18 protein-coding genes are annotated in these 12,674 nt (G+C 48.0%); 17 read left to right on the top strand and 1 reads right to left on the bottom strand.

What is annotated here, in order from left to right; all coding sequences use genetic code 11:
- Positions 1–157: 157 nt before the first annotated feature.
- On the top strand, positions 158–3,730 hold the full coding sequence (gene nifJ / locus N773_RS0112370; protein ID WP_024858072.1) for a pyruvate:ferredoxin (flavodoxin) oxidoreductase: 3,573 nt from the start codon (positions 158–160) through the stop codon (positions 3,728–3,730).
- 107 nt (positions 3,731–3,837) lie between these two features.
- Here the strand turns inward: nifJ and N773_RS0112365 are convergent, their stop codons facing one another.
- Positions 3,838–4,434, bottom strand: a complete 597-nt coding sequence (locus N773_RS0112365; protein WP_024858071.1) for a helix-turn-helix domain-containing protein — start codon at positions 4,432–4,434, stop codon at positions 3,838–3,840.
- Between the two features lie 833 nt (positions 4,435–5,267).
- Here N773_RS0112365 and rpsJ point away from each other — a divergent pair.
- The 16 genes from rpsJ to rpsH all read left to right on the top strand — a co-directional run bounded on the left by rpsJ (position 5,268) and on the right by rpsH (position 12,669).
- Entirely contained in the window at positions 5,268–5,582 is a 315-nt protein-coding gene (gene rpsJ, locus N773_RS0112360) for a 30S ribosomal protein S10 (protein WP_013496799.1), read from the top strand.
- A gap of 96 nt (positions 5,583–5,678) precedes the next feature.
- Positions 5,679–6,317 (top strand): 50S ribosomal protein L3, encoded by a 639-nt coding sequence (rplC, locus tag N773_RS0112355; protein WP_024858070.1) that lies wholly within the window; start codon positions 5,679–5,681, stop codon positions 6,315–6,317.
- A 17-nt stretch (positions 6,318–6,334) separates the two neighbouring features.
- Positions 6,335–6,958, top strand: coding sequence for a 50S ribosomal protein L4 (rplD, locus tag N773_RS0112350; RefSeq protein WP_024858069.1), 624 nt, complete (start codon positions 6,335–6,337; stop codon positions 6,956–6,958).
- Positions 6,958–7,248: a 50S ribosomal protein L23 gene (rplW, locus tag N773_RS0112345; RefSeq protein WP_024858068.1), complete on the top strand. Its 291-nt coding sequence runs from the start codon at positions 6,958–6,960 to the stop codon at positions 7,246–7,248. The genes rplD and rplW overlap by 1 nt, the downstream gene beginning before the upstream one ends.
- 221 nt (positions 7,249–7,469) lie before the next feature.
- Positions 7,470–8,303: a 50S ribosomal protein L2 gene (gene rplB / locus N773_RS0112340; RefSeq protein ID WP_024858067.1), complete on the top strand. Its 834-nt coding sequence runs from the start codon at positions 7,470–7,472 to the stop codon at positions 8,301–8,303.
- A gap of 22 nt (positions 8,304–8,325) precedes the next feature.
- On the top strand, positions 8,326–8,610 hold the full coding sequence (rpsS, locus tag N773_RS0112335) for a 30S ribosomal protein S19 (RefSeq protein WP_002847829.1): 285 nt from the start codon (positions 8,326–8,328) through the stop codon (positions 8,608–8,610).
- A 16-nt stretch (positions 8,611–8,626) separates the two neighbouring features.
- Positions 8,627–8,962 carry a 50S ribosomal protein L22 gene (rplV, locus tag N773_RS0112330; RefSeq protein ID WP_013496804.1) on the top strand — a complete coding sequence of 112 codons (336 nt, stop codon included), beginning with the start codon at positions 8,627–8,629 and terminating at the stop codon, positions 8,960–8,962.
- Positions 8,963–8,982: 20 nt separating this feature from the next.
- Complete coding sequence (gene rpsC / locus N773_RS0112325) at positions 8,983–9,801, top strand: 30S ribosomal protein S3 (protein ID WP_024858066.1); 819 nt, start codon at positions 8,983–8,985, stop codon at positions 9,799–9,801.
- On the top strand, positions 9,801–10,223 hold the full coding sequence (rplP, locus tag N773_RS0112320; protein ID WP_013496806.1) for a 50S ribosomal protein L16: 423 nt from the start codon (positions 9,801–9,803) through the stop codon (positions 10,221–10,223). Before rpsC ends, rplP begins: the two co-directional genes overlap by 1 nt.
- Positions 10,223–10,420: a 50S ribosomal protein L29 gene (gene rpmC / locus N773_RS0112315; protein WP_002847971.1), complete on the top strand. Its 198-nt coding sequence runs from the start codon at positions 10,223–10,225 to the stop codon at positions 10,418–10,420. The genes rplP and rpmC overlap by 1 nt, the downstream gene beginning before the upstream one ends.
- Positions 10,421–10,438: 18 nt before the next feature.
- Positions 10,439–10,696 (top strand): 30S ribosomal protein S17, encoded by a 258-nt coding sequence (rpsQ, locus tag N773_RS0112310; RefSeq protein ID WP_013496807.1) that lies wholly within the window; start codon positions 10,439–10,441, stop codon positions 10,694–10,696.
- A 90-nt stretch (positions 10,697–10,786) separates the two neighbouring features.
- On the top strand, positions 10,787–11,155 hold the full coding sequence (rplN, locus tag N773_RS0112305) for a 50S ribosomal protein L14 (protein WP_002847897.1): 369 nt from the start codon (positions 10,787–10,789) through the stop codon (positions 11,153–11,155).
- A 16-nt stretch (positions 11,156–11,171) separates the two neighbouring features.
- Complete coding sequence (gene rplX / locus N773_RS0112300; protein ID WP_024858065.1) at positions 11,172–11,489, top strand: 50S ribosomal protein L24; 318 nt, start codon at positions 11,172–11,174, stop codon at positions 11,487–11,489.
- A gap of 16 nt (positions 11,490–11,505) precedes the next feature.
- The gene (gene rplE / locus N773_RS0112295) at positions 11,506–12,051 is read left to right on the top strand and encodes a 50S ribosomal protein L5 (RefSeq protein ID WP_024858064.1); all 546 of its coding nucleotides are present in this window, start codon (positions 11,506–11,508) and stop codon (positions 12,049–12,051) included.
- A 17-nt stretch (positions 12,052–12,068) separates the two neighbouring features.
- Positions 12,069–12,254 carry a type Z 30S ribosomal protein S14 gene (locus N773_RS0112290; RefSeq protein WP_002847856.1) on the top strand — a complete coding sequence of 62 codons (186 nt, stop codon included), beginning with the start codon at positions 12,069–12,071 and terminating at the stop codon, positions 12,252–12,254.
- Positions 12,255–12,270: 16 nt separating this feature from the next.
- Positions 12,271–12,669, top strand: a complete 399-nt coding sequence (gene rpsH, locus N773_RS0112285; RefSeq protein ID WP_024858063.1) for a 30S ribosomal protein S8 — start codon at positions 12,271–12,273, stop codon at positions 12,667–12,669.
- Positions 12,670–12,674 lie beyond the last annotated feature (5 nt).

The following is a 12,674-nucleotide window of genomic DNA, read 5'->3' as shown; positions in this document are numbered from 1 at the left end:
GGAAAAAGGTCTTTACAAACCAAAAAAAACGTGTTATACTATAAGAGTTAACGCGTATACGTTTTGTTTGTTATGCCAGAATCTATACGCTGACCTTTGAGAGAACGTTTCTCAAATCATGTCGGGCTGTCCGCCCGTAGAAAGGATGATCGTTTAAATGGCAAGAAAAATGAAAACCATGGACGGTAACAACGCTGCTGCTTGGGCATCATATCCCTTTACAGAAGTTGCTGCTATCTATCCTATCACCCCTTCCTCTGTTATGGCTGAGGTTACAGACCAGTGGTCTGCTAAGGGTCAGAAGAACCTGTTCGGTACTCCCGTAAAGGTTGCTGAGATGCAGTCGGAGGCAGGTGCTTCCGGTACTGTTCACGGCTCACTGAGTGCAGGTGCTCTTACTACCACCTACACCGCTTCTCAGGGTCTGCTGCTGATGATCCCCAATATGTACAAGATCGCCGGCGAGCTTCTTCCCTGCGTTATCCACGTTTCTGCAAGATGTGTAGCTTCCCACGCACTGAACATCTTCGGCGACCACTCTGACGTATATGCTTGCCGTCAGACAGGTTTCGCTATGCTGTGTTCATCCAACGTACAGGAAGTTATGGATCTGGGTACTGTTGCTCACCTCTCTACAATCGAGAGCAGAGTTCCTTTCCTGCACTTCTTCGACGGTTTCCGTACCTCTCACGAGATACAGAAGATCGAAACATGGGATATCGAAGATGTAAGAGAGATGACCAACTTCGAGAAGATCGAGGAATTCAGAAAGAATGCTCTGAATCCTGAGCATCCTATCCTCAAGGGTACTGCACAGAACCCTGACATCTTCTTCCAGGCAAGAGAAGCTTGCAATCCTTACTATGATGCTGTTCCCGGTATCGTTGAGGATTACATGGCTAAGGTAAATGCTAAGATCGGTACAGATTACAAGCTCTTCAACTACTATGGTGCTGAGGATGCTGACCATGTAATCGTTGCTATGGGTTCTGTATGCGATACTATCGAAGAGACTATCGATTACCTGAACGCTAACGAGGGCACAAAGCTGGGTCTCGTTAAGGTTAGACTTTACAGACCTTTCGCAGCTGACAGACTTGTTGCAGCTCTGCCTTCCACTACTGAACAGATCACCGTTCTTGACAGAACCAAGGAGCCCGGTTCTCTGGGTGAGCCTCTGTATCTGGACGTTGTTGCTGCACTGAAGAACACACAGTTCCACAATGTACCCGTTGCAAGCGGCAGATACGGTCTGGGTTCAAAGGATACAACTCCTGACCAGATCAAGGCTGCTTACTGGAATTCCTACAAAAAGGACACCTATAAGCCTAGATTCACACTGGGTATCAAGGATGACGTTACCAACCTCTCTCTCGAGAGCGAGGGCAAGCTGGATTCCGCTCCTGCAGGCACAACTGCTTGTAAGTTCTGGGGTCTGGGTGCTGACGGTACTGTTGGTGCTAACAAGAACTCCATCAAGATCATAGGCGACCACACCGATCTGTATGCACAGGCTTACTTTGCATATGACTCCAAGAAGTCCGGTGGTGTTACAGTATCTCACCTGAGATTCGGTAAGACTCCTATCAAGTCTACTTACCTCATCAACCAGGCTGATTTCGTAGCTTGCCACAACGAGTCCTACATCACCAAGTACAACATGGTACAGGATATCAAGCCCGGCGGAACATTCCTGCTGAACTGCCAGTGGGACGAGAAGGAGCTGGATAAGCACCTCCCCGGCCAGGTCAAGAGATATATCGCTGAGAACAACATCAAGTTCTACACAATCAACGGCGTTAAGATCGGTAAGGAGATCGGTCTGGGCAACAGGATCAACACTGTTCTCCAGTCTGCATTCTTCAAGCTTTCCGGCATCATTCCTATGGAAGACGCTATCAAGTTCATGAAGGACGCTGCTACTGCTTCTTACTCCAAGAAGGGTGAAGCTATCGTTAAGATGAACCACGACGCTATCGACGCAGGCTGCCAGCAGGTAGTTGAGGTCAAGGTACCCGCTGCTTGGAAAAAGGCTAAGGATACTCCTATGGGCGTTAAGGCTGTTAAGTGTGCTAACAAGACCCTCCAGGATTTCGTTAACAACATTCAGATCCCCTGCAACGCACAGGAAGGCGACAAGCTGCCTGTATCTACATTCACTCACATGGCTGACGGTGTGTTCCCTCAGGGTTCCGCTGCATTTGAGAAGAGAGGTATAGCTGTTGACGTTCCCGCTTGGGATGGTGCAAATTGTATCCAGTGTAACTTCTGCTCTTATGTATGTCCTCATGCAGTTATCAGACCCAGCATCATGACAGATGACGAGCTGAAGAAGGCTCCTAAGCTGGCACAGGATAAGGCAGTACCCGTAACTGGTATGCCCGGATACAACTTCGTTATGACTATGTCTGCTCTGGACTGCACAGGCTGCGGTTCTTGTGTAAACGTATGTCCCGGCAAGAAGGGCAACAAGGCTCTGAACATGATGCCTCTGGAGAGCCAGCTTGCTGAGCAGGAAGTATTCAACTACGCTCTGACTCTGGCTGAGAAGCCTGAGGTATTCGAGAAGTTCAAGGAGACAACTGTTAAGGGCTCACAGTTCAAGCAGCCTCTGCTTGAATTCTCCGGCGCTTGCGCAGGCTGCGGTGAGACTCCTTATGCTAAGCTCATCACACAGCTGTTCGGCGACAGAATGTACATCGCTAACGCAACTGGATGCTCCTCTATCTGGGGTGGTTCCGCTCCTTCGACTCCTTACACCACCAACAAGGAAGGCAAGGGCCCTGCTTGGGCTAACTCCCTGTTCGAGGATAACGCTGAGTACGGTTACGGTATGTTCCTGGCTCAGTCCACAATCAGAAACAGAACTATCGCTAAGGTTCTTGAACTGAGCAAGACCACTAAGGCTGCTGCTGTTAAGGAAGCTGCTGAGGCTTACCTGAGCACAGTTGATAACGGTGCTGCTAACAAGGCTGCTACTGCTGATCTGATCGCAGCTCTGAAGAAGTCCAAGAGCGCTGCAGCTGATGAGATCCTGAAGGATGCTGATTACCTGGCTAAGAAGTCCATGTGGATCTTCGGCGGCGACGGTTGGGCATACGATATCGGTTTCTCCGGTGTTGACCACGTTCTGGCTTCCGGTGAGGACGTAAACATCTTCGTATTCGATACCGAGGTTTACTCCAACACAGGCGGACAGTCCTCCAAGTCTACTCCTACCGGTGCTATTGCACAGTTCGCAGCAGCAGGTAAGGAAGTTAAGAAGAAGGATCTGGCAGGTATAGCTATGTCTTACGGTTATGTTTATGTTGCACATGTTGCTATGGGTGCTGACATGAACCAGTGCCTGAAGGCTATCCACGAGGCTGAGAGCTACAATGGTCCTTCCATCATCATCGGTTATGCTCCTTGTATCAACCACGGTATCAAGGGCGGCATGAAGATCGCTCAGACCGAGGAGAAGAAGGCTGTTCAGGCTGGTTACTGGCATCTGTACAGATATGATCCTCGTCTGAAGGCTGAAGGCAAGAATCCTTTCATCCTGGATTCCAAGGCTCCTTCTGCTGATTACAGAGAGTTCATCATGGGCGAAGTTCGTTACAACGCACTCGCTAGACAGAACCCTGAGAGAGCTGAAAAGCTGTTTGCTAAGGCTGAGCAGAACGCTAAGGATAGATATGACTATCTGATGAGATATGCTAAGCTCTACAACACTGCTGATGAGAAGTAATTTTCATAAGTAAATAATTATCGCCGCACTCCGTTTGGGGTGCGGCGGTTTTTTGTGGAAGGATAGAATTAAGTCCCCGAGCGTTCGGAACGGTCGGGGACTTTATGTTATACAATCATAGCTATGAGGTGGATAATGGTCACGATGATGCTTATGCCGCATATCACAAGTGCGGCTATCATTCCGCGGCGGTTTGAATTGCGTATCCCCTGTTCTTTTGCTTTTTCGATATCGTCGAGAGTCTCACCGTTCATAAATGCGATTATCTCGCGCTGGGTCTGGATATCGTGTTCGGATTTGATAGCTTCCATTTTGTGGAATGACATGAAAGTAAATACAGCTAGTGCCCCTGCAAGCAGACTGCCAATAACCATACCGACAGTACCGAAGTGTTCATAGATGGGGGTAACAACAGCCATAAGCAGTATCAGCCCGATTACACCGCACCACTGGGCGCGTTTGAGCGCAGATGCGTCTTTGTTGTGGATAGTGTTTTTCATGGTTTCAACATCTCCTTTGATAAGTTCATCGAGGGACACGCCGAACAGGTCGCTGAGGATAAGCAGGCTGTGAACATCGGGGTAGTTCTTTTCGTTCTCCCAGTTGGAGATAGTCTGTCGGCTGACATAAGCTTTCTCGGCGAGAGTTTCCTGTGACCAGCCCTTTTCTGTGCGCAGTCTTTTTTTGGTCTTGCTGAGTTCCATTCGGTACCCTCCTTTCTTTGGGTGTGTACTCATCATAGCAGATGTGACCGAAGATTTCTACCAAATGCTCTTGACACCGCGTAAAATCGGGTGACAAAAGTGTTTGACAGAGGATTTGTATAAGTATATGATATAGTATCGGGGCGGATATGTCAAGGGTGATGACAAAATTCATTTTTAATTTGAGAAAAATACATTCGGATGGAGTATACTATTAGAATAGTGCATCAGATTCTTGAGAGAAAACGGCGTTTTGATTGATTGTATGAAATGTATAAAATAATGCGATTTGCGGAGCAAAATTTCTACACTGAAAATACGTATAAATTTTCCCAAAACCCTTGCAAAATAGGTAAACGTAGTGTATAATAATACTTGCGTGACTGCACAGTGTATCTTAAATGAGATACACAAATGATATGCGATGAAACGGAAGGTTGCTGACAGTAGGTCAGGTAATTTCCGCGGAGTATGTCCGATTTTAAACCGGGCGACTGTAATACCGAGCACTGTATGTGTTATGCTTCTTGCGAGGGAGCTGTGGGATATCCTGCGCTCTTTTAGCTTAATGCATGACCATGTGCCTGATTTCGGTCCGGGAGCCTGCTTGCAGGTCTCGGGATTTTTTATAAAATGATCAGGGAACACACGGTAGAGTGTAGATTGAGAAAAATATCTCACAGGTACTACGGATAGTCTTACAAGCCTGTCAATTGCACAAGCGGTTGAGCATTTGACAAAATGAAAAGTCGATCGTTTGTGCAATTGACTGAGGCTTGGCTAAAGACTTGCCCCTAAAACAATTTTTATATTGCTGTAAGGAGGCGATTTAAGTGGCAGTCAATGAGAAGATGAGGATCAAGATCAAGGGCTATGAGCACGCTGTAGTTGACAGCGCAGCTGCAAAGATCGTTGAGGCGGTTAAGCGTTCAGGCGCACAGGTTTCCGGACCTATCCCGCTGCCTACCAACAAAGAGGTAGTAACGATCCTGAGAGCTGTACACAAGTACAAGGACAGCCGTGAGCAGTTCGAGCTGAGAACTCACAAGAGACTCATAGATGTTATCAGACCCACCAAGGAGACGATATCTACTCTTGAGAACCTTGAGCTTCCCGCCGGCGTAAACATCGTTATGGAGGTCAAGTAATCTCCAAATGAGACCGACCCATAAGGGTCTCAAAAAACGAGGTTTTAGCAGGTCATGTCGGTAAATGCCGACCAATAACCATAAGGAGGAAAAATCATGCAGAAGGGAATCATCGGTAAGAAGATCGGTATGACACAGATCTTCGATGAAGCAGGAAAGATCGTTCCTGTAACAGTTGTTGAAGCAGGTCCCTGCGTAGTTGTTCAGAAGAAGACTGTTGAAAAAGACGGTTATGAGGCTGTACAGCTGGGTTATGGCGAGATCAGAGCCAAGAGAGTAAACAAGCCTCTCCAGGGTCACTTCAAGAAGGCTGACGTTGCTATGAAGAGAACTCTTAAGGAGTTCAGACTGGCTGATATCTCAGCTATCAACGTTGGCGACATCGTAAAGGCAGACGTATTCGCTGAGGGCGACGTTGTTGATGTCAGCGGCACCAGCAAGGGTCACGGTTTCAGTGGTACTATCAAGCGTCACAACGGCCACAGACTTAAGGAAACTCACGGTACAGGTCCTGTACACAGACATGCAGGTTCCTACGGCGCTTGCTCCGATCCTTCAAGGATCTACAAGGGCAAGAAGATGCCTGGTCAGTACGGTAACGTAAAGGTTACTGTTCAGAATCTGACAGTTGTAAAGGTTGACGCAGAGAATAATCTTATCGCTATCAAGGGCGCTATCCCCGGTCCTAAGAACGGAACAGTGACCATCTGCGACAGCGTTAAGAAGAAGGCTTAGTGGAAGGAGGAGTTAATATGTCAAAAATCGCAGTAGTTGATATGACAGGCAACAAGGTAGCTGACACTGAGCTGAACGATGCTATATTCGGCATCGAGCCTAACAAGGCACTTATGCACGCTATGGTAGTTAATTTCCTGGCTAACCAGAGACAGGGCACACAGTCCACCCTCACCAGAACAGAGGTACAGGGCGGCGGCAGAAAGCCCTGGAGACAGAAGGGTACCGGCCACGCAAGACAGGGCTCCATCAGAGCTCCTCAGTGGGTACACGGCGGTATCGCTCTTGGTCCTAAGCCCAGAGATTACAGCTATTCGCTGAATAAAAAGGAGAGAAGACTTGCTATGAAGTCTGCATTCTCCACTAAGGTCATCGACAACAACATCATCGTTGTTAACGAGATCGAGACCAAGGAGTATAAGACCAAGGTTATGGTTGATATGCTCAAGGCAATCGGCGCTGAGGGCAAGGCTCTCATCGTAACTGCTGATGTTGATGCAAAGGTAGTTAAGAGCGCTGCAAACATTCCCGGTGTCAAGACAGCTACCGTAAACACACTGAATGTTTACGATATCCTGAACTACGATAAGTTCATCGTATCTTCGGAGGCTGTAAAGAAGATCGAGGAGGTATACGCTTAATGAAAAATGCTCACGATATTATCATAAAGCCTATCATCACCGAGGACTCTATGGACAGACTCGCTGATAACAAGTACACCTTCCAGGTTGCCAAGGACGCTAACAAGATCGAGATCGCTAAGGCTATCGAGGAGATCTTCGATGTGAAAGTTGCTAAGGTAAACACCATCAGCGTTAAGGGCAAAGAGAAGAGAATGGGCAGATACACAGGTTTCCGCCCTGACTGGAAAAAGGCTATCGTTACTCTTGAGGGCGAAAAGACCATCGAATTCTTCGACGGTATGTACTAATTTCCCCTGAAACGAACGGCAGGTGAGAACCTGTCGGGAGACTTCGGAAAAGCTCACATTCAAGAGTTCCCGCGGAACTCCGTAAACACCGAGGATAACGCGGAAAGGCTTTGCGAGGCGGCGAGGACCGCTTTTGATACGACCGCAAAGCGTAGGTATGGAAGGGTACTTGGCGTAACGCTTTGACCTTTTCGCAAAACCATATTAAGGAGTGAATTATAATGGCAATAAAGACTTACAAGCCCACGACTCCCGGTAGAAGAGGCATGACTGTCATCGACTATTCCGGTCTGTCTAAGGTTGAACCTTGCAAGTCCCTTCTCGAACCTCTGAAGAAGAATTCGGGAAGAAACAGCTACGGTAGAATCACTGTTCGTCACAGAGGCGGCGGAGTTAGAAGAAAATACCGTGTAATTGATTTTAAGAGAAACAAGCTCGATATGAACGCTACTGTTCAGACTATCGAGTACGATCCTAACAGATCTGCATTCATCGCACTCGTTCAGTACGAGGACGGTGAGAAGAGATACATCATCGCACCTAACGGTCTTGCTGTTGGCGATGTTATCAGAGCAGGCGCTGATGCTGATATCAAGCCCGGCAACGCTCTGACACTGGCAGATATCCCTGTTGGTACTTTCATCCACAACATTGAGCTGTATCCCGGCAAGGGCGCTCAGCTCGTTCGTTCCGCTGGTAACATGGCTCAGCTGATGGGCAGAGAAGGCGCTTACGCTCTCGTAAGACTTCCTTCAGGCGAAATGAGAAAGATATCTGTTAACTGCATGGCTACAATCGGTCAGGTAGGTAACATCGACCACTCTAACGTAAACATCGGTAAGGCAGGTAGAAAGCGCCACATGGGCTGGAGACCTACCGTAAGAGGTTCCGTAATGAACCCCTGCGATCACCCTCACGGTGGTGGTGAAGGTAAGTCACCTGTTGGTAGACCTTCTCCTGTTACTCCTTGGGGTAAGCCTACTCTGGGTTACAAGACCAGAGCTAAGCACGCTCGTTCCGATAAGTTCATCGTAAAGCGCAGAAACGGCAAGTAACCTGAAAGGAGGACAATGATAAATGGGCAGAAGTGTTAAGAAGGGTCCTTACGTTCAGGAGGCTCTTTATAAGAGAGTAGTTGCTATGAACGAAGCAGGCGAGAAGAAAGTCCTCAAGACATGGAGCAGAGCTTCCACGATCTTCCCTGACTTCGTAGGTCATACATTCGCAGTACACGACGGCAGAAAGCACGTGCCTGTATATGTAACCGAGGATATGGTAGGCCACAAGCTTGGCGAGTTCGCTCCCACAAGGACCTACAAGGGCCACGCAGGCTCCAAGACCTCGAACAACGGTAAGAAGTAATTAAGGAGGATCAGACATGGAAGCAAAGGCTATACTGAGAACAGCTCGCATTGCTCCTCGTAAGGTACAGATCGTCCTTGATCTTATCAGAGGTAAGGATTACGAAATAGCAATGGCTACTGTTAAGAATACACCAAAGGCTGCAAGTGAATATCTGGAGAAGCTCCTCAAGTCCGCAGCAGCAAACGCAGAGAACAATCACAACATGGATAAGAACAACCTCTATGTTGCTGAGTGCTACGTTTGCCCCGGACCTATCATGAAGAGGATCATGCCCAGAGCTCAGGGCAGAGCATATAGAATTCTGAAGAGAACATCTCACATCACTGTTGTTCTCAAGGAAAAGGATTAAGCTGAAAGAGGAGGTAAACTATGGGCCAGAAAGTTAATCCGCACGGACTTAGAGTCGGTGTGATAAAGAATTGGGATTCCCGCTGGTTTGCAGATAAGAGCACTTTCGGCGACACTCTGGTTGAGGACTACAACATTCGTAAGGATATCATGAAGGACCTCAACAGAAGATCCAAGAACCCCGCTGACAAGTGCGTTTACGCAGGCGTTCCCAAGGTTGAGATCGAGCGTTTTACCGGTAAGGACGGCGCTCAGAAGGTTAGAATACACATTTACTGCGCTAAGCCCGGTATGGTTATCGGTAAGGGCGGCGCTGAGATCGATAAGCTCCGCGAGAGCATCGAGAAGAAGATCGGCAAGAGCGTTGCTATCAACATCGTTGAGGTAAAGAACCCCGACATCAACGCTCAGCTGGTAGCTGAGAAGATCGCTCACGATCTGGAGGACAGAATCTCCTTCAGAAGAGCTATGAAGCAGTCCATCGGCAGAGCAATGAAGCTGGGCGCTAAGGGTATCAAGGTAAAGGTAAGCGGTAGACTTGCCGGTGCCGAGATCGCTAGAAGCGAGAGCTATCACGAGGGTACTATCCCGCTGCAGACCATCAGAGCAGATATCGACTACGGTACTGCTGAGGCTCACACAACTTATGGTCGTCTGGGCATCAAGGTATGGATCTACAGAGGCGAAGTTCTCAAGGGTGAGGTTGCTGCAAGCGACAGACGCGACGTAAGCGACAAGAACGATAAGAAGCGCAGACCTCGCAGAGACGACAGGTCTAAGGATAACCGCAGAGACTTCAACAAGGCTCGCGGCATGAAAAGAGAAGGAGGTAACGCATAATGCTGCTTCCAAAGAGAGTTAAGTTCAGAAAACAGCACAGAGGTCGTATGACCGGTAAGGCACTGAGAGGAAACAAGGTTTCTTACGGTGATTTCGGTCTTCAGGCTCTCGAGCCCGCATGGATCACCTCTAACCAGATCGAGGCTGCCCGTATCGCTATGACAAGATACATCAAGAGAGGCGGTCAGGTTTGGATAAAGATATTCCCTGACAAGCCTGCAACAAGAAAGCCCCTGGGTACCCGAATGGGTAAAGGTAAGGGCGCTCCCGAGTACTGGGTAGCTGTTGTTAAGCCGGGCAGAGTAATGTTCGAGATCGCAGGTGTTCCCGAGGAGACTGCTAGAGAGGCTATGAGACTCGCTATGCACAAGCTCCCTATCAAGTGTAAGTTTATAGTAAAAGAAACGGGTGGTGAGCAGTAATGAAGGCTAATGAGATCAAGGAAATGACCGCAGACGAGCTTAACACCAAGCTCGCTGAGCTTAAAGAAGAGCTGTTCAATCTTCGTTTCCAGCACGCTGTGAACCAGCTGGAGAATCCCAAGAGACTTCAGGCTGTGAAGAAGGACATTGCTCGTGTTAAGACATTCATTCGTAAGCATGAGTCCGAAGCTCAGTAATAAAGGAGGAGGATCACTGTGAGCGAAAGAAATCTGAGAAAAACCAGAGTCGGTACTGTTGTATCGAATAAGATGGATAAGACTATCGTAGTTGCCATCAAGGATAACGTTCAGCACCCTCTGTACAAGAAGATCATCAAGAAGACTGTTAAGCTGAAGGCACACGATGAAAACAACGAGTGCGGTATCGGCGATACAGTAAAGGTAATGGAGACAAGACCTCTTTCCAAGGATAAGAGATGGAGACTTGTCAACATCATCGAAAAGGCTAAGTAATACATTTATGAGTGCAAGGTACTTTGGCAGAGCGGTCGCCGCTTCTGCCGCGGTACTGAGTCCCAGTGATTTGAAAGGAGGAGCGCTTCAATGGTACAGATGCAGACTTACCTGAAGGTTGCAGATAACTCCGGTGCTAAGGAGCTTATGTGCATCCGTGTTCTCGGCGGTACGAGAAGAAAGTATGCAAACATCGGTGACGTTGTAGTTTGTTCTGTTAAAAAAGCAACACCAGGCGGAGTTGTTAAGAAGGGCGATGTAGTTAAGGCTGTCATCGTTCGTTCAGCAAAGGGTCTGAGAAGAGCGGACGGTACTTATATCCGCTTCGATGAGAACGCTGCTGTAATAATCAAGGAAGACAAGAATCCCAGAGGTACACGTATATTTGGACCTGTGGCTAAGGAACTGAGAGATAAGGATTATATGAAGATCCTGTCCCTGGCTCCCGAAGTTCTGTAATGGAGGTGTCGTTGAAATGAATAAGGTACACGTTAAAACCGGCGACACAGTCGTTATCCTGTCCGGTAAGGACAAGGGCAAGCAGGGCAAGGTACTTCAGGTTGCCCCCAAGGAAGGCAAAGTGATCGTTGAGGGTCTGAACGTTGCAAGAAAGCACGTTAAGCCCAGAAACGCTCAGCAGCAGGGCGGTATCGTTGATGCTGAGGCAGCTATGTACGCTTCCAAGGTAATGGCAGTTTGCCCCAAGTGCGGCAAGCCCACAAGAGTAGCTCACAAGTTCCTGGAAGATGGAACTAAGGTAAGAGTTTGCAAGAGCTGCGGCGAAGAATTCTAAGAAGGAGGAGTTAGACATGGCTGCAAGACTTAAAGAACAGTATGTTAGCACAGTAGCTCCTGAACTGATGAAGAAATTCGGCTACGCTAACGTAATGCAGATCCCTAAGCTGGATAAGGTAGTTATCAACGTCGGCTGCGGCGCTGATAAGGATAATAAAAAGGTCATCGATGCTATCATGACCGATCTGGCTGCTATAACCGGTCAGAAGCCCATCGTTTGCAAGGCTAAGAAGAGCGTTGCTAACTTCAAGCTGAGAGATGGACAGATCATCGGTGTTAAGGTTACACTGAGAGCGGAGAAGATGTATGAATTCGTTGACAGACTGTTCAACGTTGCATTCCCCCGCGTAAGAGATTTCAGAGGTATCAACCCCAATTCCTTCGACGGCAGAGGAAATTACTCCACCGGTCTGAAGGAGCAGCTGATCTTCCCTGAGATCGAGTATGATAAGATCGACAAGGTTAGAGGTATGGATATCAACTTTATCACTACCGCTAAGACCGACGAAGAAGGCAAGGAGCTGCTCAGACTGATGGGCGCACCTTTCGCTGAGAAGTAATGAGGAGGATACGTTAAATGGCAAAGAAGGCTATGATAAATAAGCAGCAGGCTGCTCCTAAGTATTCCACTCGTGCTTATAACAGATGCAAGATCTGCGGCAGACCCCATGCATATCTGAGAAAGTTCGGCGTTTGCCGTATCTGCTTCAGAGAGCTGGCTCATGACGGTCAGATCCCCGGCGTTAAGAAGGCAAGTTGGTAAAAAGGAGGTAGGCACAATGCAGATTACAGATACTATTGCAGATCTGTTAACAAGAATACGTAATGCTAGCACTGCTAAGCATGCGACTGTCGATGTACCTGCATCTAACATGAAGAAGTCTATCACACAGATCCTCGTAGATGAGGGCTATGTAAAGAACTTCACCGTTATCGAAGACGGCAAGCAGGGTATCATCAGGATCACACTCAAGTATGATGAGAACAGAAATTCCGTAATAACAGGGCTGAGAAGAGTTTCCAAGCCCGGTCTGAGGATCTACGCAAGCTGTGAGGATATGCCTAAGGTAATCAAGGGCATGGGTATCGCAATCGTATCCACCTCCAAGGGCGTTATCACCGACAAGAAGGCAAGAGAGCTGAATGTCGGCGGCGAAGTCCTCGCATTTGTATGGTAATAAGG

Origin of the sequence: Ruminococcus albus AD2013 (assembly GCF_000526775.1) — a bacterium.
Classification (GTDB): domain Bacteria; phylum Bacillota; class Clostridia; order Oscillospirales; family Ruminococcaceae; genus Hominimerdicola; species Hominimerdicola alba_A.
Note: the sequence above shows the minus strand (reverse complement) of the source record. Positions and strands in the feature narration are given on the sequence as shown.

Bases quoted from the DNA above. Each gene is read 5' to 3' on its own strand.
- nifJ (WP_024858072.1), top strand. From the start codon at position 158: ATGGCAAGAAAAATGAAAACCATGGACGGTAACAACGCTGCTGCTTGG.
- N773_RS0112365 (WP_024858071.1), bottom strand. From the start codon at position 4,434: ATGGAACTCAGCAAGACCAAAAAAAGACTGCGCACAGAAAAGGGCTGG.
- rplC (WP_024858070.1), top strand. From the start codon at position 5,679: ATGCAGAAGGGAATCATCGGTAAGAAGATCGGTATGACACAGATCTTC.
- rplD (WP_024858069.1), top strand. From the start codon at position 6,335: ATGTCAAAAATCGCAGTAGTTGATATGACAGGCAACAAGGTAGCTGAC.
- rplW (WP_024858068.1), top strand. From the start codon at position 6,958: ATGAAAAATGCTCACGATATTATCATAAAGCCTATCATCACCGAGGAC.
- rplB (WP_024858067.1), top strand. From the start codon at position 7,470: ATGGCAATAAAGACTTACAAGCCCACGACTCCCGGTAGAAGAGGCATG.
- rpsS (WP_002847829.1), top strand. From the start codon at position 8,326: ATGGGCAGAAGTGTTAAGAAGGGTCCTTACGTTCAGGAGGCTCTTTAT.
- rplV (WP_013496804.1), top strand. From the start codon at position 8,627: ATGGAAGCAAAGGCTATACTGAGAACAGCTCGCATTGCTCCTCGTAAG.
- rpsC (WP_024858066.1), top strand. From the start codon at position 8,983: ATGGGCCAGAAAGTTAATCCGCACGGACTTAGAGTCGGTGTGATAAAG.
- rplP (WP_013496806.1), top strand. From the start codon at position 9,801: ATGCTGCTTCCAAAGAGAGTTAAGTTCAGAAAACAGCACAGAGGTCGT.
- rpmC (WP_002847971.1), top strand. From the start codon at position 10,223: ATGAAGGCTAATGAGATCAAGGAAATGACCGCAGACGAGCTTAACACC.
- rplN (WP_002847897.1), top strand. From the start codon at position 10,787: ATGGTACAGATGCAGACTTACCTGAAGGTTGCAGATAACTCCGGTGCT.
- rplX (WP_024858065.1), top strand. From the start codon at position 11,172: ATGAATAAGGTACACGTTAAAACCGGCGACACAGTCGTTATCCTGTCC.
- rplE (WP_024858064.1), top strand. From the start codon at position 11,506: ATGGCTGCAAGACTTAAAGAACAGTATGTTAGCACAGTAGCTCCTGAA.
- N773_RS0112290 (WP_002847856.1), top strand. From the start codon at position 12,069: ATGGCAAAGAAGGCTATGATAAATAAGCAGCAGGCTGCTCCTAAGTAT.
- rpsH (WP_024858063.1), top strand. From the start codon at position 12,271: ATGCAGATTACAGATACTATTGCAGATCTGTTAACAAGAATACGTAAT.